This window comes from Actomonas aquatica (assembly GCF_019679435.2).
Taxonomy (GTDB): Bacteria; Verrucomicrobiota; Verrucomicrobiia; order Opitutales; family Opitutaceae; genus Actomonas; species Actomonas aquatica.
Genome location: NZ_CP139781.1, coordinates 5846043 through 5871454, shown reverse-complemented (window position 1 = coordinate 5871454; position 25412 = coordinate 5846043). Strand labels below are relative to the sequence as shown.

The 25412-nt window shown below is 64.1% G+C and carries 21 protein-coding genes and 1 tRNA gene; 8 read left to right on the top strand and 14 right to left on the bottom strand.

Features of this window, described 5'->3' with window-relative positions:
- Positions 1 to 459: 459 nt before the first annotated feature.
- From K1X11_RS22455 to K1X11_RS22430, 6 genes are all read right to left on the bottom strand, one after another.
- Positions 460 to 535: transfer RNA gene (locus K1X11_RS22455), tRNA-Gly, on the bottom strand.
- 67 nt (positions 536 to 602) lie between these two features.
- Positions 603 to 1529 carry a PstS family phosphate ABC transporter substrate-binding protein gene (locus tag K1X11_RS22450; protein WP_221030253.1) on the bottom strand — a complete coding sequence of 309 codons (927 nt, stop codon included), beginning with the start codon at positions 1527 to 1529 and terminating at the stop codon, positions 603 to 605.
- Positions 1522 to 3708: a GumC family protein gene (locus tag K1X11_RS22445; RefSeq protein WP_221030254.1), complete on the bottom strand. Its 2187-nt coding sequence runs from the start codon at positions 3706 to 3708 to the stop codon at positions 1522 to 1524. Before K1X11_RS22445 ends, K1X11_RS22450 begins: the two co-directional genes overlap by 8 nt.
- A gap of 91 nt (positions 3709 to 3799) precedes the next feature.
- Positions 3800 to 4978, bottom strand: a complete 1179-nt coding sequence (locus tag K1X11_RS22440) for a hypothetical protein (protein WP_221030255.1) — start codon at positions 4976 to 4978, stop codon at positions 3800 to 3802.
- Positions 4979 to 5027: 49 nt separating this feature from the next.
- A complete protein-coding gene (locus K1X11_RS22435) occupies positions 5028 to 6773 on the bottom strand; it encodes a glycosyltransferase family 39 protein (protein ID WP_221030256.1) in 1746 nt (581 codons plus the stop codon).
- Between the two features lie 67 nt (positions 6774 to 6840).
- Positions 6841 to 8247: a sigma-54-dependent transcriptional regulator gene (locus K1X11_RS22430; protein WP_221030257.1), complete on the bottom strand. Its 1407-nt coding sequence runs from the start codon at positions 8245 to 8247 to the stop codon at positions 6841 to 6843.
- Positions 8248 to 8360: 113 nt separating this feature from the next.
- On the opposite strand from K1X11_RS22430, the gene K1X11_RS22425 reads away from it, so the two are divergent.
- Entirely contained in the window at positions 8361 to 9338 is a 978-nt protein-coding gene (locus K1X11_RS22425) for a hypothetical protein (RefSeq protein WP_221030258.1), read from the top strand.
- Positions 9339 to 9375: 37 nt separating this feature from the next.
- Here the strand turns inward: K1X11_RS22425 and K1X11_RS22420 are convergent, their stop codons facing one another.
- The 3 genes from K1X11_RS22420 to rnhC are packed head-to-tail and all read right to left on the bottom strand — an operon-like array spanning position 9376 to position 12391.
- Positions 9376 to 10563 (bottom strand): sensor histidine kinase, encoded by a 1188-nt coding sequence (locus K1X11_RS22420; protein ID WP_221030259.1) that lies wholly within the window; start codon positions 10561 to 10563, stop codon positions 9376 to 9378.
- A gap of 38 nt (positions 10564 to 10601) precedes the next feature.
- Positions 10602 to 11357: a ribonuclease HII gene (locus tag K1X11_RS22415; protein WP_221030260.1), complete on the bottom strand. Its 756-nt coding sequence runs from the start codon at positions 11355 to 11357 to the stop codon at positions 10602 to 10604.
- A gap of 20 nt (positions 11358 to 11377) precedes the next feature.
- Positions 11378 to 12391 (bottom strand): ribonuclease HIII, encoded by a 1014-nt coding sequence (gene rnhC / locus K1X11_RS22410; protein ID WP_221030261.1) that lies wholly within the window; start codon positions 12389 to 12391, stop codon positions 11378 to 11380.
- 85 nt (positions 12392 to 12476) lie between these two features.
- Here rnhC and K1X11_RS22405 point away from each other — a divergent pair, with 85 nt between their 5' ends.
- On the top strand, positions 12477 to 13508 hold the full coding sequence (locus K1X11_RS22405; protein WP_324726043.1) for an A/G-specific adenine glycosylase: 1032 nt from the start codon (positions 12477 to 12479) through the stop codon (positions 13506 to 13508).
- A gap of 88 nt (positions 13509 to 13596) precedes the next feature.
- On the opposite strand, the gene K1X11_RS22400 is transcribed toward K1X11_RS22405, so the two are convergent.
- Positions 13597 to 14115 (bottom strand): plastocyanin/azurin family copper-binding protein, encoded by a 519-nt coding sequence (locus K1X11_RS22400; RefSeq protein ID WP_225919348.1) that lies wholly within the window; start codon positions 14113 to 14115, stop codon positions 13597 to 13599.
- Between the two features lie 221 nt (positions 14116 to 14336).
- Here K1X11_RS22400 and coxB point away from each other — a divergent pair, with 221 nt between their 5' ends.
- The 6 genes from coxB (at position 14337) to K1X11_RS22370 (ending at position 21608) form a co-directional block, all read left to right on the top strand.
- The gene (gene coxB, locus K1X11_RS22395; RefSeq protein WP_221030264.1) at positions 14337 to 15647 is read left to right on the top strand and encodes a cytochrome c oxidase subunit II; all 1311 of its coding nucleotides are present in this window, start codon (positions 14337 to 14339) and stop codon (positions 15645 to 15647) included.
- 26 nt (positions 15648 to 15673) lie between these two features.
- The gene (gene ctaD / locus K1X11_RS22390) at positions 15674 to 17626 is read left to right on the top strand and encodes a cytochrome c oxidase subunit I (RefSeq protein WP_221030265.1); all 1953 of its coding nucleotides are present in this window, start codon (positions 15674 to 15676) and stop codon (positions 17624 to 17626) included.
- A 27-nt stretch (positions 17627 to 17653) separates the two neighbouring features.
- The gene (locus tag K1X11_RS22385) at positions 17654 to 18511 is read left to right on the top strand and encodes a cytochrome c oxidase subunit 3 (protein ID WP_221030266.1); all 858 of its coding nucleotides are present in this window, start codon (positions 17654 to 17656) and stop codon (positions 18509 to 18511) included.
- Positions 18508 to 18867, top strand: a complete 360-nt coding sequence (locus K1X11_RS22380; RefSeq protein ID WP_221030267.1) for a cytochrome C oxidase subunit IV family protein — start codon at positions 18508 to 18510, stop codon at positions 18865 to 18867. The genes K1X11_RS22385 and K1X11_RS22380 overlap by 4 nt, the downstream gene beginning before the upstream one ends.
- A 78-nt stretch (positions 18868 to 18945) precedes the next feature.
- Positions 18946 to 19752 carry a cytochrome c oxidase assembly protein gene (locus K1X11_RS22375; RefSeq protein ID WP_225919349.1) on the top strand — a complete coding sequence of 269 codons (807 nt, stop codon included), beginning with the start codon at positions 18946 to 18948 and terminating at the stop codon, positions 19750 to 19752.
- A gap of 53 nt (positions 19753 to 19805) precedes the next feature.
- Positions 19806 to 21608, top strand: a complete 1803-nt coding sequence (locus tag K1X11_RS22370; protein ID WP_221030268.1) for an SLC13 family permease — start codon at positions 19806 to 19808, stop codon at positions 21606 to 21608.
- 27 nt (positions 21609 to 21635) lie between these two features.
- Here the strand turns inward: K1X11_RS22370 and K1X11_RS22365 are convergent, their stop codons facing one another.
- The 4 genes from K1X11_RS22365 to cysW form a co-directional block, all read right to left on the bottom strand.
- Complete coding sequence (locus K1X11_RS22365) at positions 21636 to 22124, bottom strand: MEKHLA domain-containing protein (RefSeq protein WP_221030269.1); 489 nt, start codon at positions 22122 to 22124, stop codon at positions 21636 to 21638.
- A gap of 246 nt (positions 22125 to 22370) precedes the next feature.
- The gene (cysK, locus tag K1X11_RS22360; protein WP_221030270.1) at positions 22371 to 23345 is read right to left on the bottom strand and encodes a cysteine synthase A; all 975 of its coding nucleotides are present in this window, start codon (positions 23343 to 23345) and stop codon (positions 22371 to 22373) included.
- A gap of 84 nt (positions 23346 to 23429) precedes the next feature.
- Positions 23430 to 24503, bottom strand: coding sequence for a sulfate/molybdate ABC transporter ATP-binding protein (locus tag K1X11_RS22355; RefSeq protein ID WP_221030271.1), 1074 nt, complete (start codon positions 24501 to 24503; stop codon positions 23430 to 23432).
- A gap of 12 nt (positions 24504 to 24515) precedes the next feature.
- The gene (cysW, locus tag K1X11_RS22350) at positions 24516 to 25397 is read right to left on the bottom strand and encodes a sulfate ABC transporter permease subunit CysW (protein WP_221030272.1); all 882 of its coding nucleotides are present in this window, start codon (positions 25395 to 25397) and stop codon (positions 24516 to 24518) included.
- Positions 25398 to 25412 lie beyond the last annotated feature (15 nt).

Sequence of the window (25412 nt, the reverse complement as noted above, 5' to 3'; positions counted from 1 at the left end):
GGCTGCCGCTTGCGGCACGCCGCGCCCTGCTGGCTTCCCTGTCCTCCGCCCCGTCCACCGCGGCCGGCGCAAGCTCCGGCCCTACACCGATCCAGCCACCATCCGGATGCGCCGCTCCATCGCTAGCGCGAGCAAGCTCGCGGCCTACAGCGCGGCGTCGAATACCACAATGTAGGCTGCGAGCTTGCTCGCGCAACGTTGCCCTCTCCGCCTGCTCCCGTAGGGCTGCCGCTGGCGGCACGGCGCGCCCTGCTGGCCGTCCCTGTCCTCCTTCCCGTCCGCCGCGGCCGGCGCAAGCACCGGCCCTACACCACTCCATCGCTAGCGCGAGCAAGCTCGCGGCCTACCGTGCGGCTTCGAATACCACGACGTAGGTTGCGACCCCTCTCACGCTACGTTGCCCGTCCGCCAGCCACAAAAAAAACCTCCGGTGTAGAAACCGGAGGTTTTTTAAAAAAATGGAGCGGGCGAAGAGATTCGAACTCTCGACAGCCACCTTGGCAAGGTGGTGCTCTACCAACTGAGCTACGCCCGCGAGAGGGAGGCAGACAAGAATAGAGCCATGCGCCTCCGTCAATAGGTTTTTTCGACCTTTTGTTTTATTAATTCAGAAGCTCCAAATCGAACGCTTGTTGCGCCCGCACGGCCTCCGGCAACGGCACCACGCCGCAGGCCGTCAAAGCCTCCACCATGTCCGGACTGTGCCAGAGGCGCAGCCACGCCAACAGCTCCGGTCCCCGCGCCTGCGGAAACACCAGCCGCAGGGTGACCGCCAGCGGATAGTCACCGGCAAAGAGGTTCTCCGGCGACGGTCGGTAGGCCACCGCCCCCTCACCTCCCGCGACCGCGAGGGTCTTCAGCGAGGTCCCTTCCGGCAGGGCATGTGAAACCACCGCCAACACGCCTCCACCTTGCTGATCAACCGCCCCCAGCAAGGCCGTGAGCGACGGCAACACTTGAAACGAATTTTTCGGTTCTCCATCGCGCAGCACCTCATGACGGAACAACGGCCAGCCCATGCCCGCGGCTGCGTCCGTGGCCATGGGCACCACCGCCTCATTGGCCCAACGGCCGGTCGCACCAAGATCCGCCCACCGCAAACTGGCCTGTGCACTGGAGGCTGCAAACACCCGCGCCAAATCCGCTGCCGTGACCTGATCCAACGCGACATCGGCCGGAGCCACGATCCGCGCCACCAGATAACCGATCGGCACCTGTCGCCAACCGTCGGGCAGTTCCCAAGAATTCCCCAAATCGGCGATCACCGCAAGGTCCGCCGACCCCGCTATCACACGGTCCCGGGCCGGACGACTACCTTCAAAGCGCAGCGATATCGGAACTTCAAAATCGGCCGCGTAGTCGCGCAACACCGCTGCCACCGGCGCCCCCAGGATATCGGAACCCGCCATGCGCAGACCGGCCGCTTCTGCCTGCCCCCGTGTCGGCGCAATCCATCCGCTCGCCAGAGTCATCGCGACGACGAGTCGCCGCACCGCCGACCATGAACGCGCTCGTTGCGGCTTAAGCATGGGGGTCCTGAAAATCGAGCCGCTCAGGTCCATCTTCAGCCGACGGATCGCTCCGCCCCGGCCCTTTCGCCTTGGTCCGACTCGATGCGCCACCCGCTTTCCGCGGCGCCGGATCGCTGTAGTAGGCGTAGTTGTGAGAGTAATACCCGTAATCCTCGCCGCTGTCGTTGGGCACCTGGTTGAGGATGGCGCCGATGAGGGTCGTGCGTGTGCTGCGCAGGGTCTGCTGCGCGCGCAGCGTCATGGCCTGCGGGTTGCGCCGATGCTGAATGAGCAGCAGCGCGCCATCCATGACCGTGGCCAGCACCGAGGCGTCACTTACTCCAATGATGGGCGGTGAGTCGAAGAGGATGCGATCGTAGCGCCCCTTGGCGGCGTTCACCAACTCCTGCAGTCGCTTGGTGTGCAGCATGCCAAGGTTAAAACCGCCCTGCCCGCCGCTACCGATGAAGTCCAGGCCCGGCGCGACGTCGCGCTGCAGGACCGACTCCCACTCCTGCGCGCCTTGCAGGTATTCCGCCATGCCGGGGGCGCGCTGCCAGTCGCCGAGCCGATGCTGGGTCGGACGACGCAGGTCGGCATCGATCAACAATACGCGCTGACCGCTGCGGCCCATCACCAGCGCGAGGCGATGCACGGTGGTGGATTTGCCTTCGCCCGGACCGGCGGAAACGATCGACAGCGCCGCCGGTTGGTCGCCATCGAGCGAGAGATTCAGATTGGTCTGCAGCACCCGGAAGGGTTCCGACGCCACCATGTCATCGGGGTCAAACTCCGCGGCTTTGGCCAGCCACGGCACCACGCCCACCACCGGCACGCCGAGGCGGCTTTCGATGTCGGCCACATTGCGAAAACTGGTGTCGAAATACTCGATCGCGACGGCGACGCCGGTGCCGAGCAGCGAACCGACCACAAAGGCGAGCACGAGGTTGATGACCCAGCTCGGCTTGCTGGGACGGCGCGGCGGCGTGGCTTCGCCGAGCAGCTCGATGGTGCGCTTCGGCACCTGGAAATCGATCTCCCGCTGGCGCAGCGTGAGCTTGAGCGTGGTGAGCACGGTGTTGGCCGTATTGAGCTGCTGCACGGCTTCCTCGAAGGGACGCATGCGGTCGCGGGCGGAGAGGATTTGGTCGACCTTGGCCTGGCTGAGCTGGCGCTCCAATTCGGCGACGCGGGCTTCGGCTTCCTTGTAGGCGATCTCGAGCGCGCTCTCGTAACCGCGAAGCTGGCCGTCGAGCTGCTGGCGGATCTTTTCGCGGTTGTTCACCGCCGAGACGAGGTCGGGGTGGGCCTCTCCGAGCCGGCCGCGCAGGCGCGTGAGCGTTTGGTCGGCGACGAGGTAGGCCTGCAGCAGGTTTTGAATGTTACCGTCGTCGATGAGCTCGGCGTTGATGAGATTGATGCGATCCTCGAACGGGATGTCGCGGAACCGCTCCCAACGGGTCTTGCGGCCGATGGCATCGACGCGCAGCGCGATGAGCGTGTTCTGCATCTGGCGCAGCGTTTCGATCTCCATGTCGGAGTAGCGGGCGTTGAGGTCGACGCCCGCGAGATCGAGTTCGTCGCGCAGCTCCTCCACCCGGTCGCGCAGCGCGCTCACCTCCCGCTCCTGCAGCTCCATCTCGTTGCGGAGTTTGGCGAGGCCTTCGGTCTGCTCGGACGTCGCCAGAGCAATGCGATCCTCGGAGTAAACGCGGGCAATCTCGTTGGCGATATCGGCCGCCAGCTGCGGTTGCTGCGCGTAGACGCCGATGTTGATGATCGAGGTGTTGCGCTCGGTATCGAGGCTCAGCATCTGGTCGACCAGATACCGCACGGTCACATCGAGCGGCAGCTCGCCGGCAACATCGAGCATCGGCGCGAGCCGTGCCTGCAGGTCGAGGCGTTGGATCACCGGATGCAGGATCTTGGGCGCCTGCATGATCTCGAACTGATCCTGCAGGAAGATCGGATCGTAGCCCACGTTGCCCTGCGATTGGAAAAGCTTCACCGCGCCTTCGGGTTTCTCGACCCGCACCTTCGCGGCGGCGAGATACCAGCGTGGCAGGAGTGCCGTCACCACGGCGGCGGTCGAAACGACGATGAGAGTGAGCACCGCGATCATCACCCATCGCTGCCGCAAAATGCGGAGAAAATCGGCCAGGGTGCTGTGTTCCGGACGGGAGGAAGGCGCTGCCATCGGCGGCTAGAAGACGGGGCGGGTAAAACGGCGGCAAGACCGGAGTGTCGCCATGGTGACGGCGTCCGGTGATCGCGGCACCGGCGACGGGTCAGAAGGTGTAGCGCACATCGAGTCCGATGCGCGTGCGGTCGAGGTCGCGGTTGTTGTCGTCGGAATCGGTGGAGTCGATGTCCAGCGTGGCGGCCACCAGCCAGTGACGTCGCGGCTGGTAGGACAGCGCGAGCCCGCCACGTTGCGTGGTCTCATCCGCATCCGGCGCGATGCCCGCGCGACCGTTAAGGGTCGACGGCTCGATGTTGTAGAAAACCGAGCCGGTGACCTGAGCGGTGAAGGCGTGCTGCAGGGTGAGGAAGAAACGGTTCACCTCGATGTCGGTGTAGAGGTTCACGTTGGAATTTTCCTCGGTGGTGCGGATGTAACCGGCGGAAACGAAGCTCTTCTCACCGTAGGCGTAACGACCGGTGATCTCGGCATACGGGGAATCGTCGTCCGGCGCGCCCGAGCGGTAACGTTCCTCAAAACCGGCCCGCACGCTGATCGAGACCTTTTCGCTGGGCGCGTAGTCGAAGCCGGCAAGGTAGTAGTAGGAGTGTTTGTCCTTGGTGTTGCCGAGGCTGTCGTAGGACACGTCGAGATAGCGCAACTCGCCGAGGAGCTGGGAGGCTTCGCTCACGGAATAATCGAGGCTCAGGCCGAACAGGCTTTCACTGCGATCGAGCTGCTCGGACAGCGTGGCGATATCGAACGCGTAGATCGAGGAGCGGGCCTTGAAGGTGTAACCGAGGCGCTCGTTGATCCCGCTCTTAAACACGAGATCCGCCTGGTTGTTCTTGAAGGACTGATCGGTGTTGAGGGGCACACCGGCGAGGAGCGATTCGGGGTTCTCCGCGATGGTGTAGGTGTTGGTGAAATCGAAGGTCGAGCGCTGGCTGAAGGCGTGCGCGAGGCGGGCGCTCAAACGATGGTTGTAGAGGTCCTGATTTTCCGGGCGGTCCACCACGTGGTCCCAGTTGAGATCATACGCAGCGGAGAAAAAGGTCTGCGCAGTGAGCGAAGCGTTGAACTTCAGCGACGGTGAGAAGCGATACACCATCGACTCCGTTTCGCCGGTGGCTCCGCCAAAGATGTTGTTGTCGTGGTAAACCCCACCGCCGACGCGCACGGTCAGGCTTTGGCCGAGCTCTTCCTCCGGGATGGGGGCATAAACCGCCCACGCAGGGACGCTGGCTAGGGTGGCGGCGAGAAAGGCAATGCTACGCTTGGTCATCAGCACGAATAGTTTACCCAGCAAGGCTGCGCGCTGCACTTGGTGCAATTCATTTTCCGGTAGTTCCCGCCCAGGCCGGATCGACCAAAAGCTGGAAGTTCGGCGCCAAGGCCCGCGACTCGCTGAGCGGAAAGGTGCGGGGCAGTTCGCCGGAGATCAGGCCGGTGTAAATTTTGCCCCATTCGCCAAACCGTGTGACGTTGGCTTCGGCGTCGAGCAGCTCGGCGAAGAAGGGCCGATCCAGCGTCGCCGGCGTGAGCACCAGCGCGACTTGGTGCTGGTCCACATCGACGCTGTAAAAGTCCCGCAGCGTCGCCGGTCGCGACCATACCCGGTCGCTGGCATACCAGGCCGCGCCCGCCGGCACATCACACATCCAGCCCGCCACCGGATCCCCGCGCAGCTCCATCTCCTGCCCCAGCGCCAGGAAGAACGCCGGATAGTATGGCGGGTAACTGAAATGAATGCGCCGCGGCTCCGCGAGGTCGTGCGCCAGCGGTAAAGCCTGCATGCCCAGCAGCCCCAGCACCGCCAGTCGCGGCCAGGTGCGCAGGAACTCACTGCTCGCAGCCAACACCGCAAAAAAGCCCACCCCAAACACGATGATGAGCGGCGTCGCCACCACCGTTGGCACGCGCTCCCCTTCCCCGGAATTGCACAGGCCGTGCGTCACGATCAGCAACCCGAGCACGCCCGCAAACAGCGTGCGCAGCCGATTCGCCGACTCCCGTCGAAAACGATAGATCCACCCGGTCACAAAAAACGCCGTGAGCACGAGTCCGCCGCCCGACCACAACCCGTCGCGCAAGGCGCTCTGCAGCGCGGTCAGGACCTTGTTGCCGAGTTTGTTGAGGCTGATCGCCGGCGTCTCGGCCGAGAGCGTATTGCGCCACACCGCCGGATCCGCCGTCGGATCGCCCGCGCGCAGCGCGAGGTCCTGCCCGGCCAGACCGAGCGGACTGCCCGTGACCGCGACGTTGCGCAGCAGCCAAGGGGTCGCGACCGCCAGCGCCACCGCCACGGCCAACACCGCCGCCAACGAGCGGCGTCGCCACAACGCGTGGCCCGACACCGCCAGCACCACGATGCCGTAGGGATAGTCGGTTAAAAACAAAAGTCCGGCCAAAGCGCCCGCCCCCAGCCACCACGGCGACGGTCGACCGCTGGCGGCGTCCGCCACGAGATCCGCCCGGGCCAGACACTGGAACACCCCCAGCAACAACACCATCGTAAGCGCCGCGCCGTCCACCGCCACGACGTGCGTCCAAGCGGGCATTGAGACCAAGAGCGCGATCGCCGCCATGCCGCCCACTTTGCGGTCGAAGAGGCGTGTCCCGAGACGCCAAGTCTGGATCACCGCCACCCAGAAGAGCAGCACGTTGAGCGCGAGCAGAAGATAATCGGCGCCAAACCCGTCCGGCGGCGCCGGTGCCTCGGCGAAGAGCGCGTCGCGCTGGGCCGCGGGCAGGAGCTTCAGCGCGGTGGCAATCACCAAGGGGTATCCGGGCGGATGATACACCTCGGGCAGACGTCGACCCGGCGCCCGCTCCGGTTGCTCCGCGCGCATCGTGGCGTAGACCTGCGGGTAGTTCACCGAGGTCGTAAACCCCTCGCCGGTCGCGATCGATCGGCCGAGGTCGGCCTGCCGCAGGGTCTCCTCGGTGCGCGGACCATGAAACTGTTTGTAGGCCACCGTCAGCGACAGCGCGACGACGCCGAGCAACAGCGCGAGCCCTTTGAGGGCGGCGGCACCGCGACCTTGCTCCAGCCAATGAATCCACGCCTGCGCGTTCATCTGGCGGGCGGCGCGTCGGCGCGGAAGGAGGATCGGTTACGGGGCGAAAGCACGGGCGCGGTATCGATCAATCCATGACATCGAGCTCGGGCCAGAGGGCCAGCTTGCGATGCAGGGTGCGGCGGGAGATGCCCATGAGCTCGGCGGCTTTGGTGCGATTGCCGCGGGCCTTGATAAGGGCTTCGCGCAGCAGGCGTTTTTCGTTCTCCTCCACCGACAAGGTCGACGGCGCGGGCATCGCGCTCACCGCCCCACCAGCGGCGCTGCTGCCGCCGGAAGTGCCGCTCTCGGAATCGCTGCCGGGTCCGGCCCGGAAACGCGGATCCAGATCATATTCGGTGAGTTTGCCGCCGCGATGCAGCACCACGGCATTTTCGCAGAAGTTGCGCAACTCACGGATGTTACCCGGCCAGCGGTAGCTCGAAAGGGTGGCCAGCGCGCCGGGTTCGACGGTAGGCACCGGCAGACCGTTTTCCTCGGCAAAATGCTTCAGGTAATGCGCCAGCAGCGTCGGAATGTCGGTCACGCGTTCGCGCAGCGGCGGCATGGTGATGCTCACCACGTTGAGGCGGAAATAGAGGTCCTCGCGAAACTTGCCCTCCTTCACCATGTTTTCGAGGTGGCGGTTGGTCGCAGCGACGAGGCGCACATCGAGGTCGATCGGCTTGGTGCCGCCGACGCGCTCGATGGCTTTGGTTTCGAGGAAACGCAGCAGCTTCACCTGCGTGGACGCGGAGATTTCGCCGATCTCGTCGAGAAACAGCGTGCCGCCGTCGGCCGCTTCGAAACGTCCCACCCGGCGCTCCATCGCACCGGTGAAGGCCCCGCGCTCGTGACCGAAGATTTCGCTCTCCAGCAGGTTCTCCGAAAGCGCCGCGCAGTGCACCGCCACAAAGGGCGCGCGTGCCCGCGGACTGGATTGGTGGATCGCCTGGGCGATGAGTTCCTTGCCCGTGCCGGATTCACCTTCGACGAGGATGGTGGCCTTCGACGGCGCGACCAATTTCACCCGATCGATCACCTCCTGCAGTTTGGGCGAGTCGCCCACGATGCCTTTGAAGTTGAACTTTTCGTCCAGGCGCTCGTGGAGCTGCTTCACCTCCACCTCGAGGGTGCGGCTCTTGAGGGCCCGGTTGATGAGGATCTCCAGCCGCTCGAGATTGACGGGCTTGGTCAGGAAATCGACCGCGCCGCGGCGCATCGCTTCGACCGCCGTGTCGATGCTGCCGTAGGCCGTCATCATGAGCACCGCCGGGCGATTCGGCAGCGTGAGGGCTTTGTCGATGACCTTGAGGCCACTCTTCCCCGGCATGCGCAGGTCGGTCACGATCACGTCGTAACTCTCCGCCCCCATCAAGTTGAACGCCTCATCGGCGCTGCCCGCCACCGACACGTCGAAACTGTCCTCCAACGCTTGTTGCAGACCCTCCCGCGTGTGGCGCTCGTCATCCACGATTAAAACCGTCGGAACCATGGGCTTAATCACGAGCAGGAGTCGGCTTCGGTCAAGCTCAGGTGCGACGAATTGACCCGCCTACGGAACTGCGGTCAGGCAAGTGGGTCGGATAGCGCAACCCCACCACCACCGTGAACTTCAAACGCCCCCTCCCCCTCCTCGGCCTGCTCAGCGTCCTCGGCACTCTCCTGCTCAGCGGCTGCGGCACCGTCTATCGGGGCACCAGTTCGGCGCCGCCCCAGCGCAATCCCTTTACCTACGCCATCGTGCTCTACCTGCCCGACGGCGAGACCCTGGACGAGGACGCTCGCATCCATTCGCTGTCCTTGGCTCGCGACACCTTGCTCGCGGCGGGTTTGGTGACGCCGCAGGACCAGATGATTTCCGACCTCGAACGCGCCCAATTTCTCTACCGGGCGCAGGTCGAGAATGGCGTATTGGTCGAGATCGCTGGTGTGCCCAGCGTCAGCAACGCCACCACCGTGGTCCTCTCACAACCCCGCTACAGCAACGGCGGTGTAAGTTGGGACACCTACTACCCGCGCGGTTATCCCGGCAGCTTTTACGATCCCTACTACGGCAGCTTCCCGCTGCCCGGCCCGACCTGGGGTTCGCCGTATCGACACGACCGCTACGACCGCCATGACGGTCGGCGCGACCGCGGTGATCGACAGGACCGGGGCGGCTACCACGGCCGGGATCGCGGTGACCGCGGCGACAAGGGCGATCGCGGTGATCGCGGTGGAAACCGTGGGGATCGTGGGGACCGGGGTGATCGCGGCGATCGCGGCGATCGCAACAACGACAACCGCCCGGACCGCCCGGTGATCAGCCCCAAGCCCGGCTTCCCCATCGAGGGCCGGCCGAATCCAAAAATCAACTACCGCGACCAGACACTCGACCGCGTGCGCGCGCCGAAAGACCGCCGCCTGCCCACGCCGACGCCGCCGCCTGCCAAGACGTCCACCTCGACCACGCGTCGCTCGACCTACACGCCGCCTCCGCCCGCCCGGACCGAATCCACCACGCAGTCGTCGAACAACGATCGTTCTTCCACGCGCCGCGAAACCCCGGAACCGCGCCGTTCGCGCGACCGCGATCGCAACTGACCGGATTCCTCGGACGCCCCCCGCGCCCGGCCGTCACTCACGCCCCGGGCCCGCCGGAGCGCAGCATGCGCACCCGCCGGTCTTTGCGCGGGAACTCCAGTGTCACCACCGTGCCGATACCGGCTTTGCTCTCTACGCCCACCTGACCGCCGTGCTCGCGCATGATGCGCTGCACGATCATCAGGCCGAGTCCGTTTCCGGTCGGCTTGGTCGTGTGGTAGGGTTCGAACATGCGCAGGACGTCCTCCTGCTTGATGCCCTGGCCGGTGTCGCCAAAGATCAAATACACGGACTCGTCGTCGGCTCGCGCCACCAGATGCAGTTTCCCGCCCGGCTCCATCGCCTCCATGGCGTTTTTGATGACGTTGAAAAAGACCTGCTTGAGCTGATTGCGATCGGCCATGACCAACGGAATCTCACCGGCCGATTCCACTTCCACCTCGATGTGCCGGTCGGCGAGCTCGTCCTGTTGGAACCGCAGCACTTCATCGAGCACGTCGAGCAGGTGGGTTTCGTGGAGGTCCGGCGGACGCGGCCGAATCGCTTCGAGGAAGTTGCTGATGATCCCGTCGAGCCGGCGCACTTCGTCGCGACAGACTTCGATCGAATCCGTCAGTCCCTCCACCGCCTTGGTCGGCGCGTCGAGTTTGCGCAAACGCCGCTCGATGAGCTGCAGGTGGATGTTGAGAGAGTTGAGCGGGTTGCCCAGTTCGTGGGCCACGCCGGCCGCCAGCAACAGAATCGACGACGTGCGCTCGTTCTCGATGCGTTCTTCGGTCGAGGCTTTCTCGCGGGTCATGTCGCTCAGGATCACGGCATAACGGCGTGAACCGCCGCGCCCTTCACCGGAGAACGGCACCAGGTAGAGTCGCACCGTGCGCGGCTCCGGATAAGTGAGCTCAAATTCGCGCGCCATGACCGGCAGCGCGCCGTCGTCGAGCGAGCCGCCCAGGGAGGGACGCAGGCCCGGCACCAGGCGCCACAAGGTCTGCCCCGGCAGCTCGTCGTCACCGAGCCCGATGAGCCGGTGCGCGGCATCGTTGGCATACTCGATCTCACCGTCCGGCGTAATCACCAACACGCCCTCGCGCAGGGCGTTAAAGATGTCTTCGAACAAACCGCGTTCACGCGCGAGGCGCTGCACCAGATTGGTCAGGTTAACCGTATCCAAAGTGTCGAGACGGCCGAGCACGCGGTCCAGAGAGCTGTGCTTTTTGGGAGGCATGGGCAAGAGGAGCGAAAAGCGAAACGCAGCGTGTCGTGTCAGCCCAGAAAGTCGAGCTGACCCGGGTCGACGCGGGTGGCGAGGAGTTTGCGCAGGAAGCTGGTGCGGTGGTAGCGGCAACGACCGTGCTTGAGGATGGCCGCCCGGTGGTCCTCGGTGCCGTAGCCTTTGTGCACGCCAAATCCGTAGACCGGAAACTCCTCATGCAAACGCTCCATCTCGCGGTCACGCGAGACCTTGGCGATGATCGACGCCATGGCGATGCAGAGGGATCGGCCGTCGCCGTGCACGACACCTTCGTGCGGATACGGGAAGTGTTTCAACGGCAGCCCGTCGATGAGGATTTTGGCCGAAACGCGCGGCTGGTAGGCGGCCACCTCCTCGGCCGACGCAAAGAGGTCGGGCTCGCGACGACTTTCAAACGCCGACGGAGCGTAGATGCCTTCGAGCGCGCGGCGCATGGCGAGTTTGGTCGCGCCGAGGATGTTGAGTTGTTCGATCTCCGCGACGTCGGCCATGCCGAAGTGGGCGTGAATCCGGCGCTCTGCCATCAACGCTTCAAAGTCCAACCACAGCGCGTCGCGATCGGCGGCGGTGAGTTGTTTGGAGTCGTTGATCCGACGGGCGTTTTGCGTCACCCAATTGCTATCGAGAAACTCGCGCGTGACCAACACCGCGCCCGCCGCGACCGGTCCAGCCAGGGCGCCGCGCCCGGCTTCGTCGACGCCGATGAGGCACTCGACTTCGGCAATATGCTTCAGGTCAAAGCCTCGGAGTTGGCGGCGTTTGGGCATGCGGCGGAAGGGCCTCCGGATCAGTCGCGCTCGAAGCGCTCCTTGGGTTCGGGCAGCGGCAATTCGTGAAGTTTGCCGGCTTCTTTAACGACTTCGTAGGCGGTGCGGAAATGGAGTTTGGCGAACTCGCCGAGCGCGCGGGCGCCAAACTTTTCAATGATGGTGTGGGCTTGCTGTTTGACCAAGGCGCTGGCGCCCTTCTGCAGCGGTTCACCAAATCGGTCGGAGAGTTTGCGCATGATGCGCACGTATTCGGCGCGGGCCACGATGGACGCGGCGGCAACGACCGGATCGGACTCGGCCTTGGTGCGCATCTCGAGGTTGAAGCCGGTCACGCCCTTGCGCTTGAGCTCATTCTGCACGAGCGGGGTTTTGCTGAACTGGTCGAGCAGGCCGCGCGGCACCGACTGCTTTTGCAGCGCGTTCATCAGCGCCATGCCGTGCTGCCAGGCGAGCAGCTTGTTCATGTTGGCGCGGGGGCGGGACATGAGCTCGTTGTAGCGGGTCATGCCACAAGTCACGACCTCGACGGTGGCGCCGCGGGTTTCGCGCACGACCTTGTCGAGTTTGAGGATGACGGAGTCGGCGATCTTCTTGGAGTCCTTCACGCCCGCGGCGATGAGCGCATCGATCGCGCGACGATCGGCGATGACGGTGGCGGCCACGACCGGACCGAAGAGGTCACCCTTGCCGCTCTCGTCGAGACCGGCGTGGGGTTCAAACCACTCGGGATGGTGGACCTCGTCGTAGCCGAGGCGCGGTTCGCCCGTGACCTCGGGCTCGAGCGTCATGGTCACAAAGTCCTGCGTGCCCTTGCCCGCGATCACCACCTTGCCGCTGGTGTAGGCGGTGACGTTCACTTTGTCCGTCTCGCCCTTGAAGGCGAAACGCGCGTAGGCGACCTCGAAGGCCTTCCAACCGCGGCTGGCGCAGATCGCCTCGAGCTTCTCCATCTGGGCATCATCAAGCTTCACCGTGTAGGAGGAGAGCGTCTTCGGAGCGTTGGGATCAGCGGGTGTCTTTTTCTTGGCCATGCGAGGCGGCGCCGGATGCGCCTTGTATCCACAAAACGAATCTAGGGTGGCGCAGGGAGGTTTTTTTGCACCTGTTGGATATTTTGTGACCGCGACCGCTCTGCAACAACCCGCCGATTTCCAACGTGATCTGCTCGCGTGGTATCATGCCAACCGTCGCCAACTGCCCTGGCGCGAGGAGCCGTCGCTCTACCGCACGGTGGTGAGCGAGTTCATGTTGCAGCAGACGCAGATCAAAACCGCCCTGCCCTACTTCCACCGCTGGATGGAGGCCTTGCCCGACTTCGCGGCGCTCGCTGCGGCCGACGAAGCCACCGTGCTCAAACTCTGGGAAGGCCTCGGCTACTACTCGCGCGCCCGCAACCTGCAGCGCCTCGCGCGGGCCTACGTCGCCCTGCCTGAACCGCCGACCACGCCGGATGCCTGGCGCGCGCTTCCTGGCATCGGCCCCTACACCTCCGCCGCCATCACTTCGATCGCGCTCGGTTATCCGGCGGCCTGTGTGGATGGCAACGTGGTGCGCATCCTCGCCCGCCTCACCGCCGACGGCACGAGCTACCGCGACAGCGCCACGGCGGCCAAAGCCTACACGCCGCTGGCCGAATCCGTGCTCAATCGCGACGAACCCGGCGACCACAATCAGGCCATGATGGAGCTCGGCGCGACCGTCTGCCATCGGCGTTCGCCCCTGTGCACGATTTGCCCGGTGCGGAAACATTGCGCCGCCTGTGCCGCGGGCGCCCCCGAGGAGTTTCCCAAGCTCGAACCCAAAAAGATCGAGCGCATCGCCATCACCCGCGCGTGGTGCGAACGCGATGGCGCGCTGCTGCTGCATCGCGCGTCGGCCAAATCGCGTCGCTTGGCCAACCTTCACGAGTTGCCGGATGCCAGCACGCTCGGACTGCCGACCGCCGCCGTAGTCGCCGCGCCGGTGCTGGCAGTGAAGAAGCGCGGCATCACCCGCTACGCCATCACGGAAACCATCGTCCGTCTCGACGCTCCCGCGACGGTCGACGCCAACGCCGAACTCGTGTGGGTGCCGCGGGATCAACTCGACGACGTCACGCTCTCCGGACCGCACCGGAAGTGGATCACCGCGTTGCTCGCGAACACTTAAGCCGCCGAAACGCGCGCGTTTCGTCCCAAAAATAAGGCCCGGCACTAGCCGGGCCCCAGTCGCAAGCAGATGGCTAAAGCGGCGGAAATTATTCCGTTACCACCAGCAGTCCCTTCATGCCGGCCATGAAGTGAGCTGGGAAACTGCAGAGGAAGACATACTCACCAGGCTCGCTGGGCACGGTGAAGGTGATCGAGTCGCTTTCACCCGGTCCCAACAGCTTGGTGTGGGCAATCACCTGATCGGCCATATTAGCCGGGATATACTCCGACGCGGCCGCGCCCATGGCGGCGGTGGCGAATTGGGTCGCGTTGGCGGATTGCTTCAACACCACCAGATTGTGCCCCATGGCGGTCTTGGGCAACTTGCCTACGTTCTTGAGTGTCAGCGTGATGGAGGAGCCGGCTTTGGCTTCGACCTTGGTCACGTTGAACTTCATCTGATCGTTGGCTTCGATCACCACGGCCTCGTTGGCAGCGGTTGCCGCCGCGGCTGGCGCGGCTTCGGCAGGAGCGGCCGCATGGGCGGCATGATCGGCGGCCGGAGCCTCTTTTTTGCCGCAGCCGCTGAGGCTAATCGTCAAACCAAGGGCCAGGAGGGGGAGCATTGCTGAGGGTTTCATCGCCGCACACGGAATGCCACCTCGGCGGCTTCGCCAGCGAAAACGAATTGCGGTCCGGCCTATGCATTTTCCTTAACGCGCCGATAAGCGACCTCAGGTTATCCCTTAGCAGACAATATAATGTCTTGAAATGGTTCTACTCATAGGGACGCTGTGCGGCTTCCCGGCCCCGTCCCTTACCCAACGGACCGCGTCTTTTTGTTCTCATGAGATCTCTTGCTTTCTCCGGCAAACTTACCCGTAGCCGCACTCTCGCCCTCCTGCTCACCGCGCTTTTACCCGTCATGCTCGGTGGGTGGCTGGATGGTCCGCAGTCGACCTTGGACACGAAAGGTCCGGTGGCCGAAGCCCAGACGGGCCTCTTCTACGTCACCCTCTGGGTCACCGGCATCATCTTTGTGATCGTCGCGGCCGTGCTGGCCTACGCCACGATCAAGTTCAAGGCCCGCGACTCGGGCGACGAACACGCCGAGCCGCCGCCCCAGGGTCACGGCAACCCGCTGGTGGAAATGAGCCTCATCGCCGCCTCGATCCTCGCCCTCGTGGTCATCGCCGTGCCGACGCTCAAAGGCATCTGGTATACCTACGACGTGCCGGAGGAGGAGCGGGAGAACGCCTTCCACGTGAACGCGACCGGCTACCAATGGTGGTTCAAGTTCGAATACCCGAACGAGATGGCCACCGATGCCTTCGGCGGCGAGACCCCGCTGGTGAGCGCCAACGAGCTCGTGATTCCCGCCGGTCGTCCGGTGCGCATCGAACTCCGCACCGTCGATGTGATTCACTCCTTCTGGGTGCCGAAGCTCGCCGGCAAGGTCGATATGATGCCCAACCGCGGCAACCACCTCTGGCTGCAAGCCGACGAACCCGGTTACTTCTGGGGTCAATGCGCCGAATACTGCGGCGACTCCCACGCCGTGATGCGGTTCCGTGTGATCGCGCTGGCCGAGGATGAATTTAACGCCTGGCTCGCCAACCAGAAGCAAACCGCTCGCGTGGTCGAAGCCCCGGAAGGCGCTGAACTGCCGGCCTCCTTCACCTCCTATGGCGAATTTGAGGAGAACCAAGCCGGCTGGACCGAGGAATTCGACGCCGATCCCCTCGGCGCCTGGCGCGCTCAGCAGGTCATCGATCCCGCCGCGGAAAACACCGCTCTCATCGCCGCCGGTCGCCACGCTTTCACGGAAAACAAGTGCGCCGGTTGTCACACGGTGCGCGGTCACGAAGGCGCCGGCGTCGTCGCCCCCGATCTTACCCGCATCGGCGCCCGCACCACCATCGCCGCCGGCCTGCTCGAGAACAGCGAAATGAACCTCTACCGTTGGATCACCGAGCCCCATCGCGTTAAGCCCGGTAATTTCATGTATCACACCCGCGTGGTTCCCCCGCCCGGCATGGTCATCATGCCCGGTTACACCACGCCGGACCCCGCGACCGGTGAGCCGGCCGAGGTGAACATCGAGATCACCGATGAAGAGGCCCACGCCCTCGTCGCCTACTTGCACAGTTTGAAATAACCACCGGCCCGCCCCGCTTACCCGCCATGGACCAATCCCTGACCAAATCCGACTTCATCGGCCACGACGACCATGCCCCCGCGGCCAAGCGCTCGTGGATGTTTGCTCGCCCTGACCATAAGACCGGCATCGTGAGTTGGCTCACGACCGTCGACCACAAGCGCATCGGTTTCCTCTACGGAATCACCGCCCTCTTCTTCTTCCTCGTGGGTGGTGCCGAGGCCCTGATGATCCGCACCCAGTTGGCCGTGCCGAACAACACCTTCATCTCGGCACAGACCTACAACGAGATGTTCACCATGCACGCGACGACGATGATCTTCCTCGCCGTCATGCCACTCTCGGCCGCGTTCTTTAATTACATCATGCCGCTGCAGATCGGGGCGCGCGACGTGGCTTTTCCCCGCCTCAACGGCTTCGCCTTCTGGGTCTTCCTTGCCGGCGCGATCATCCTCAACGTCGGTTTCTTCCACAAGGCCGGTCTGCCGGATGTCGGTTGGTTCGGTTATGCGCCGATGACCGCCAAGGCCTTCTCCAGTGAGTTTGTCGGCGACAATTCCACTGACCTCTGGGTCATGGGTCTGCAGGTGCTCGGCGTCTCTTCCGTGGTCGGTTCACTGAACTTCCTGGTGACGATCATCAACATGCGCGCCCCGGGCCTCACCATGATGCGCCTGCCGGTGTTCACTTGGATGACGCTCTTCACCGCCTTCCTCATCGTCCTCTCCTTCCCCGCCATCACCATCGCGTTGGTAGAGGTCATGATGGACCGCAACTTCGGCACCAACTTCTTCGAAGTCTCCGGCGGCGGCCTGCCGATTCTGTGGCAGCACTTGTTCTGGGTCTTCGGTCACCCCGAGGTGTATATCCTCATCCTGCCGGCCATGGGCATCATCTCCGAGATCCTGCCCTGCTTCTCCCGCAAGCCGCTCTTCGGTTACCCCATCGTGGTGTTCTCCGGCGCGGTGATCGGCTTCCTCGGTTTCGGCGTTTGGTCTCACCACATGTTCACCACCGGCATGGGCACGGTCGCGACCGCGGCCTTCTCCATGGCCACCATGACCATCGCGGTGCCCACAGGCGTAAAGATCTTCAACTGGATCGGCACCCTCTGGAAGGGCCACCTCATGATGCGCACGCCCATGATGTTCGCCCTCGGCTTCGTCTGGATGTTCATGACCGGCGGCATGTCGGGCATCATGCACTCGGCCGCCCCGGCCGACGCGCAGCAGCAGGACTCCTACTTCATCGTCGCCCACTTCCACTACGTGCTGATCGGCGGCTCCATCTTCGCCCTGCTCGCCGGCATCCACTACTGGTTCCCGCTCATGTTTGGCCGCAAGGTTTCGGAGAAGGCCGGCAAGTGGTCCTTCTGGATCATCTTCGTGGGCTTCAACCTGACCTTCTTCCCGATGCACTTCCTCGGGCTCAACGGCATGCCGCGACGCACCTTCACCTACGACGGCAACATGGGTTGGACCTCCGCCAACCAGCTCGCGACGCTCGGTTCCTACATCCTCGGTATCGGCATCGCCTACTACTTCATCGTGATGATCTACACCTACTTCAAGGGAGAGAAGGTCGGTCGCGATCCGTGGGATGGCCGCACCCTCGAGTGGTCGATCCCCAACCCGCCGCCGGCCCACAACTTCGACGTCACGCCCACCGTGCACGCCCGCGACGCCTTCTGGTATGAGAAGACGCACCAAGCCGAAATCGCGGCTGAGAAGGCCAAGAAGGCCGCTGAAGACGAGGCCCATGGCGGCATCCACATGCCGAGCAACTCCTGGTTCCCCTTCATCACCGCGGCCGGCATGCTGATCGGTTCACTCTGCTTCGCCTTCCACTACATCCCCGGCGCGATCGTGGGCCTGGGTATCACGTTCTTCGGCGCGTGGATGTGGTCCGTCGAAGGCCCCGGTGGTTACCACCTTCACCCCACCAAGTCCGATGGCGACGCCTCTTCCGCTTCGCACTGAGCCAACCCCCTTTAGCGAAACAACGTCATGAGTTCTCACGCCGCCACCGCCGGCCACATCGACCACCATCACGACGCGACCACGTCGACGGGCATTCCCAACAAGAAGCTCTTCATGTGGGCCTTCCTTGCGTCGGACTGCATGTTCTTCGGTTCGCTCATCGCGACCCACCTCATCTACCGCCTGCACCCGCCCGCCGGGTCGCCCGATCCGCGCGATCTGTTCTCCATCGAGCTCACCTCGGGTTCCACCTTCATCCTGCTGATGTCCTCGCTGCTCATGGCGCTCGCTGTGAACGCTATCCAGAAGGGCAACGTGGCCACCACCCGCAAGATGCTGCTCGGCACGATCATCTTCGGTCTCATCTTCCTCGGCGGCCAGGTCTACGAGTTTAACCACTTCGTAAAGGTCGGCGGCCTCACCCTCTCCAACAGCGTCTTCGGTTCCACCTTCTACACCCTCACGGGCACCCACGGCACCCACGTGGCGATCGGCGTGCTGTGGTTGGTGCTCATGTATATTCGCACCTTCAAGCCGACCGATGACTCCAATGGCCAGGGCTGGATCGCCAAGGGTGCCCTGCACTTCCTCGCCTTCGCCGGCGCCGTGGTCGTGGGCATGTATACCCTGCTCGCCCTCGTCCACGCCTACGAAGAAGGTCACGGACTCGCCTACTACTTCAGCCACCACTTCATCTCCTTCGGCGGCACCATCGCGCTCATCGGCGCGCTCATCTGGTTCGCCCGCTCGCCGGGTCCGGTGGATTTTGGTGAAGCCAACGCCATCGACGTCGAATCGATGGGCCTCTACTGGCACTTCGTCGACATCGTCTGGATCGTGATTTTCCCGGTCGTTTACCTCCTCGAATACATCGTCCTCCCATGAGCGCTACTGCCGACGCCTCCACGCTTTCCGCCTCTGACAGCCACGCCCACGACGGCAAGTTCCACGTTTTCGTCCAGCTGGCGATGATCCTCGCGATCATCACCGGTATGGAGCTGCTGGTGATTTACATTCCCATGCCGGAGTGGCTGGTCATCAGCATCCTCATGGGTCTGTCCGTGGTGAAGTTCCTCGCCGTTATTTTCATCTTCATGCACCTGAAGTGGGACAAGGCCTTCTGCACCATCCTGTTCTTCATTGGTTTGGCGCTGGGTGGCGGAACCCTTTGGGCGCTCCTGCTCCTGCACGGTGCCAAGGACTCCCAGCCGGTCGGCCCCGCCTACGAGATGGTTGAATAAGCGGTTCCGCCCGCCCCGCTCCATCCCCCCTTCCTTGACGAGGCGGCCTGCGGGCCGCCTTTCTCGTAGCACCCCACCATGATCGACTGGCGTCACTGGCACAACGAACCCTACCTCATCGGCGGCCTGCTGCTGCTGGCCTGGGGTTACGCCATGCTCACCGGTCCGCTGCGCGCGTGCATCGCCCCGCCCAGCGCTCGGCTCCCCCGCTGGCGCGCGATCTGTTATTACGGGTCGCTGGTCCTATTCTACCTCGCGGTCGGTTCGCCCTTCGACCAGCTCGGCGAACGCTTCCTCTTTTCCGCTCACATGGTGCAGCACGTGGTGCTCATCTATCCGTGCGCCGTGCTATGGCTCATCGGCCTGCCGGACTGGGTGGTCGACGGCGTGGCCGATCGCGCCGTGTTGCGACCCCTCGGACGCTTTCTGGTGCATCCGGTCGTCGCCGGCATCCTCTACGTGATCACCCAAAGCCTCTGGCATGTGCCTGCGCTCTACGACCTGGCCCTGCAGGACCGTTTTGTGCACGTGATGGAACACCTCACCTTTTTTGCCACCGCCGTGCTGTATTGGTGGCCGGTATTGGCCAACGGCCGAGTTTGGCCCGCAATGCGCTTAGGCGGCCGGATGATTTACCTGTTCGCGGTGGGGGTCGGCCTCACGCCGCTTTTTGCGTTCATCACCTTCTCGAACGACATCCTTTATCCGACCTACGAATTTGCCCCGCGCCTCATCGATGGCTTCACCCCGATGGACGACCAGTTGCTGGCCGGCGCGATCATGAAACTGAGCAATGTCTTCGTGACCTTTCTCGCCCTTACCTGGGTATTCGTCCTCTGGTATCGCCAGAGTGAAGGTTCCGCTCGCGCGGCCTCCGTAGCCTGAAAATTGGGCTGGGACGTCTCGCTCGCACCACCTAGTCTCCGCCCTTCGCGCCCATGACTTGGGAAATTGCTCTCATCTTTGTCCTCCTCGTGCTGACCCTCGCGAGCTTCGTGTGGGAAAAATTCCCGCCCGACGTCACCGCGTTGACGCTCTTCGCCACCCTCATGGTGACCGGGCTCCTGCCGGCTCAGGAAGCGCTCACGGTCTTCTCCAATCCCGCGCCCATCACGGTTGGCGCCATGTTTGTGCTCAGCGCGGCGCTGGTGAAATGCGGCCTCATCGATCGCATCTCCACCTTGGTCGATCGCGCCGGCAACCTGCCCTACCCAGTCGTGATCATCGTGATGGTGGCCTTCGTCGCCACCCTCTCGGCCTTCGTCAACAACACCCCGGTCGTGGTGGTGTTCCTGCCGGTCGTGCTGGGCCTCGCCCGCAAGATGAAGCTGGCACCGTCGAAGCTGCTCATCCCGCTCTCCTACGCCGCTGTCCTCGGCGGCACCTGCACGCTCGTCGGCACCAGCACCAACCTCATCGTCAACGGCATCGCGGTCTCCCACGGCGAGCGCGCCTTCAGCCTGTTTGAGATCGCCTGGCTCGGCGTGCCCACCGCCATCATCGGCGCCTTCTACCTCGCCATCGTCGGCAAACGCGTCCTGCCGGTGCGCGAGATGTTGACCGACATCCTCACCGACGAAGAACGCCGCGAATACATCACCGAGGCCTTCATTCAGGCCAACTCCCCGCTCGCCGGCAAAACCATCAACGAATCCGGTCTCAAAAAAGCCCGCGGCGTGCGCGTGCTCGAAATCGTGCGCAACGGCGTCGCCATTCCGCTGGATCCCACCGAAACCAAGCTGCAGCCGGGCGACCGCATGATCCTTTCCTGCCGCCCCAAGGGCATCGCCCACACCCGCAGCGTCGAGGGCATCGACTTGGTCGCCGACCTCCAACTCGGTCTCGAACAGATCGCCGCTCAGGAGGGTTCCCTCGTCGAAGCCGTCGTCACGCCGCAATCCGCCCTCGTCGGTCAAACCGTGCGCGGCGTGAACTTCCGCCAGCGCTTCCGCATCGTGCCCATCGCCATGCACCGCAAGGGCCGCAACGTCCGCTCGGCCATCGAAACCCTGCCCATCGAACCGGGTGACGTGTTGCTCATGATGGGCACCGACCAAGCCATCGATCGCCTGCGCAACAGCGATGACCTCATGCTGTTTGATCGCGCCCGCACGCCGGCCAAATCAGCCAGCGGTAAAATCGCCCTCGTCATCGGCGTGATCGCCGCCGTCATCGCCGCCGCCACCTTCGGCATCGCGCCCATCGAAGTCGCCGCCGTTACCGGCTGCGTCGTGCTGCTCGTCGCCGGCGTGCTCAAGTCCAAGGAGGCCTACGCCGCCGTGGAGTGGAACCTCATCTTCCTGATCTTCGGCATGCTGGGCATGGGCCTCGCCCTCGAACGCACCGGCGCCGCGTCTTGGCTCGCCACTCACCTCGTCGATGGCGTCAACGGGCTCGCGCCGCTGGACTACCGTCCGCTCGTGGCCTTGGGCGCGATCTACCTCACCACCATGGTGCTGACCGAGATCCTCTCCAACAACGCCATCGCCGCCCTTATGGCGCCCATCGCGTTGCGCGTCGCCGCCGAAATGGGCGTGGATGCCCGCCCCTTCATCGTGGCCGTCACCTTCGCCGCCTCCGCCGCGTTTTCGACGCCCATCGGGTATCAGACCAACACCTACGTGTATGGCGTCGGTGGCTACCGCTTCACCGACTTCCTCAAAATTGGTCTGCCCATGAACGCGCTGTGTTTTGGCATGGCGCTCACGGTCGTGCCGATCATCTGGCCCTTCCACGGCTGAGCCGGTCCGCCGCCCAACGTCACCGCTTTACTCCGCCAGCGGCGTCCACTGCGCAAAGGTCGCCGCCTGACCGCAGGCCGCCCCCGTGGCGTCGCTCACATTCCAGACCGTGGCTTGCTCGATCCAAAAGCGGCGCCCCGTCGCGGAAATGCGCACACCGCGATAGTCATCGATGAAACCGTGGCTGCTCACCCGCTCCAGCAGTTGGGCCCGCTCCTCTCGGCTCACTGGCTCGGCCGAAAAACGTGACGGCAACTGCGTGATCTCCGCCCAGCTCATCTCAAACACGCACTGCGCGGTGAGATTGGCGTAGTTAAAAACCGGATCGACCTCGGTGCCATGCGACAGCACCACAAACGGCGCCCGATACAAAGCCTCCGCAATCGCCGCGGGTGAGGCCTCTGCTTCCGCAGCGTCGAGCGAGAGCAACTCCCGCCCGGTCAGCTGCCGAAAGCTGGAGCGCAGCAACGCGACATGGTCGGCCAAATAGGCGTTGGCGGCGGAGGGTTCGGACATCACAGCGCATAGTTTACAGATGGAAACGCTGTCGGGCGTAAAGCCCGACCCACCCTAGGAAAGTAACTCATTTGTGGGTCGGGCTTTACGCCCGACATCCGGTCCGGCGGCACATCATGTCAATTTTGTCCCTCCCCCCAAAAGCAGAGTCCCGGCTCCCGGCCATTTGCAGACCGAGAGCCGGGACCGGCTTGGGGTTAGGAAGCCCGATTCCGCTGGGGCGAAACCGGGGATGTTTAAATTAGATCAGCTGTTGATGAGGTCGTCCAGCGAATCACTGTCCGTATTCACATCGGCGAAAAGCCAAGTGGACAGGTAACGCTCCGAGCAGGACGGGATGATCGCCACGATCGTCTTGCCGGCGTTTTCCGGCTTCTTGGCCAGCTCCAAAGCCGCCCAGGTGATGGCGCCCGAGGAGATGCCGATCGGGATACCGTCGAGCTGCGACACTTCCTTGGAGATCGGACCGGAGTCTTCCTCCTTCACCGTGATGACCTCGTCGTAAACCTTGGTGTTGAGCACGTCGGGCACGAAGCCGGCACCGATGCCCTGCAGCTTGTGCGGGCCCGGGTTGCCACCGGACAATACCGGCGAAGAGGCCGGCTCGACTGCGATGACTTTCACGTCGGCCTTCTTCTCCTTCAGCACTTCGCCGACACCGGTGATGGTGCCGCCGGTGCCGATGCCCGCGACCACGAAGTCGACCGCACCATCGGTGTCATTCCAGATTTCCTCGGCGGTGGTGCGACGGTGCACGGCCGGGTTGGACGGGTTGGCAAACTGTTGCAGGATAACCGCATTCGGGATCTGCGCGGCGAGCTCCTCCGCCTTGGCGATGGCGCCCTTCATGCCCTTCGGCCCCTCGGTGAGGATGAGACGCGCGCCCAGCACCTTGAGGAGTTTGCGGCGCTCCATGCTCATGGTCTCCGGCATGGTAAGGATGAGCTTCAGGCCCTTGGCTGCGGCCACGAAGGCCAGCGCGATACCCGTGTTACCCGAGGTCGGCTCGATGAGCACGGTGTTCTCGTTGATCTTACCGCTCTTGAGCGCGTCATCGATCATCGCGAAACCGATGCGGTCCTTCACCGAGGAGAGCGGGTTGAAAAACTCGAGTTTGAGGAGGACGTCGGCCACCGCGCCGTGCTTCTGGGCCGTGCGGTTGAGACGCACGAGGGGCGTGTTGCCGATGGTTTCAGTGATGTCGTTGTGGATACGGGCCATGGTAGGGGGAGGTTTAAATTAGAATTAAATTACTAAACTTACTCATGATTCATTGTCTAACGAATTTTGCGAAATCCCTGCAGTTCACGAAACAGCGATCTCGGATCCGCGCAAATCCGCCTCCGTGTAACGGCCATCGGGGAAAAGTCGGACATGCCGAAACACCACCCAGGCCGCCTCGCCCGCGCGCAGGTCGAGCTCGGCGAGACGCCCGCGCGACAGCTCGGCCTCAAAGGCCTCGCCGGTGTCGAGTCGACGCAACACCACCCGCCCCGTGCTGCCGGCGGCGAAGATGTGCAGCACCTTGACCGGCAGCGCGTGGGTGCCGGCTGCATCGGCGCCGCGGCGGATATCCACGTCGTGCGGTCGCACGTAGAGCGTGTCCGCGCCGGCGGGCCGCGGGCCGACCGACACGCCCGCCGCCAGCCGATTCACGTTGCCGAGGAACTCGATCACAAAGGGCGACGCCGGCTGGTCGTAAACGGTCTGCGGGGCGCCCACCTGTTCGATACGGGCGTTGTTCATGACGACCACCTCGTCGGCGATCTCCAGCGCCTCCTCCTGGTCGTGGGTCACGAAGAGCGTCGTGAGGTTCACCTCCTCGTGGAATTGCCGCAACCAGCGCCGCAGTTCCTTGCGCACCTTGGCGTCGAGCGCGCCAAACGGCTCGTCGAGCAGCAATACCTTGGGCTCGATGGCGAGCGCCCGCGCCAAGGCCACCCGCTGACGTTGCCCGCCCGAGAGCTGCGTCGGCAGGCGCTGCGCCAATCCGTCGAGTTGCACGAGTTGCAAGAGCCGCTGCACCCGATCGCGGACCTCCGCCCGCGACGGCCGCTCGCGCCGGGGCCGCACCGAAAGGCCAAAGGCGACATTCTCAAACACCGTGAGGTGCCGAAACAGCGCGTAGTGCTGAAACACAAAACCGATGCCGCGCTCGCCCGGCCCGAGTGCCGTGACGTCCTGTCCGTCGAGGCACACCGCCCCGCTGCCGGGATCGGCAAACTCCAGACCGGCGATGATGCGCAACAGGGTCGTCTTGCCCGATCCCGAGGGACCGAGCAACGCGGTGAGCTGGCCCGGCTTCACGCTGAGCGAGACGTCGTCCAACGCGGTGTAGGCGCCGAATGTTTTGCGGAGGTGGGTGACTTCGATACTCATGGGAGGAGGCGTTCAGGGATTCACGGATTGGGAGCGATGCCGCCACTCGACCAGGCCCTTCAGGGCGAGCGACACGAGCGCCAGCAGAGTAAGCAACGAGGCCACCGCAAAGGCGGCCTGCAGGTTGTATTCGTTGTAGAGGATCTCGACGTGCAGCGGCATGGTATTGGTCTCGCCGCGAATGTGTCCTGAGACCACGGATACGGCGCCAAACTCGCCCATCGCCCGCGCGTTGCACAGGATCACGCCGTAGAGCAGGCCCCAGCGGATGTTGGGCAGCGTCACCCGCCAAAACGTCTGCCAGCCGCTCGCGCCGAGCGTGAGCGCCGCGAGTTCCTCATCGCTCCCCTGCGCCTGCATGAGCGGGATGAGCTCCCGCGCCACAAACGGAAAGGTCACGAAGACGGTGGCGAGCACAATGCCGGGCACCGCAAAGATGATCTGGATGTCGTGCTCAACCAGCCACGGGCCGATCCAGCCGTGCAGCCCGAACATGAGCACGTAGACGAGGCCGGAGATCACCGGCGAAACGGCAAACGGCAGGTCGATGAGCGTGATGAGCAGGCTCTTGCCCGGAAACTCAAACTTGGTCACCGCCCACGCCGCACACACGCCGAAGACGAGATTGAGCGGCACCGCGATGGCCGCCGCAGTCAGCGTGAGCCGGATCGCCGCCAGGGCGTCGGGATCAAGAAAACTTTCCCAGTAGGCTCCGAGGCCCAGCCGCAGTGCTTCGGAGAACACGATCAACAGCGGGAGCAGCAGGAACAGCGCGATGAAGACGAGCGTGGTGCCGAGCAGCGACCAGCGCAGCCAGCGAGGATCCTGCAGCGCCGGTCGCCGCTGGGCGGTCGCGGGGCTCGCCGCCATTCGGGTTACAAGTGAGGTTGCCATAACAGATAGAGGAGG

Coding starts and splice junctions, on each gene's coding strand:
- rnhC (WP_221030261.1), bottom strand. CDS start 12,391: ATGGCCAAGAAAAAGACACCCGCTGATCCCAACGCTCCGAAGACGCTC.
- coxB (WP_221030264.1), top strand. CDS start 14,337: ATGAGATCTCTTGCTTTCTCCGGCAAACTTACCCGTAGCCGCACTCTC.
- K1X11_RS22385 (WP_221030266.1), top strand. CDS start 17,654: ATGAGTTCTCACGCCGCCACCGCCGGCCACATCGACCACCATCACGAC.
- K1X11_RS22420 (WP_221030259.1), bottom strand. CDS start 10,563: ATGCCTCCCAAAAAGCACAGCTCTCTGGACCGCGTGCTCGGCCGTCTC.
- K1X11_RS22370 (WP_221030268.1), top strand. CDS start 19,806: ATGACTTGGGAAATTGCTCTCATCTTTGTCCTCCTCGTGCTGACCCTC.
- K1X11_RS22435 (WP_221030256.1), bottom strand. CDS start 6,773: ATGAACGCGCAGGCGTGGATTCATTGGCTGGAGCAAGGTCGCGGTGCC.
- K1X11_RS22450 (WP_221030253.1), bottom strand. CDS start 1,529: ATGCTTAAGCCGCAACGAGCGCGTTCATGGTCGGCGGTGCGGCGACTC.
- cysK (WP_221030270.1), bottom strand. CDS start 23,345: ATGGCCCGTATCCACAACGACATCACTGAAACCATCGGCAACACGCCC.
- K1X11_RS22400 (WP_225919348.1), bottom strand. CDS start 14,115: ATGCTCCCCCTCCTGGCCCTTGGTTTGACGATTAGCCTCAGCGGCTGC.
- ctaD (WP_221030265.1), top strand. CDS start 15,674: ATGGACCAATCCCTGACCAAATCCGACTTCATCGGCCACGACGACCAT.
- K1X11_RS22440 (WP_221030255.1), bottom strand. CDS start 4,978: ATGACCAAGCGTAGCATTGCCTTTCTCGCCGCCACCCTAGCCAGCGTC.
- K1X11_RS22375 (WP_225919349.1), top strand. CDS start 18,946: ATGATCGACTGGCGTCACTGGCACAACGAACCCTACCTCATCGGCGGC.
- K1X11_RS22445 (WP_221030254.1), bottom strand. CDS start 3,708: ATGGCAGCGCCTTCCTCCCGTCCGGAACACAGCACCCTGGCCGATTTT.
- cysW (WP_221030272.1), bottom strand. CDS start 25,397: ATGGCAACCTCACTTGTAACCCGAATGGCGGCGAGCCCCGCGACCGCC.
- K1X11_RS22430 (WP_221030257.1), bottom strand. CDS start 8,247: ATGGTTCCGACGGTTTTAATCGTGGATGACGAGCGCCACACGCGGGAG.
- K1X11_RS22355 (WP_221030271.1), bottom strand. CDS start 24,503: ATGAGTATCGAAGTCACCCACCTCCGCAAAACATTCGGCGCCTACACC.
- K1X11_RS22365 (WP_221030269.1), bottom strand. CDS start 22,124: ATGTCCGAACCCTCCGCCGCCAACGCCTATTTGGCCGACCATGTCGCG.
- K1X11_RS22415 (WP_221030260.1), bottom strand. CDS start 11,357: ATGCCCAAACGCCGCCAACTCCGAGGCTTTGACCTGAAGCATATTGCC.
- K1X11_RS22380 (WP_221030267.1), top strand. CDS start 18,508: ATGAGCGCTACTGCCGACGCCTCCACGCTTTCCGCCTCTGACAGCCAC.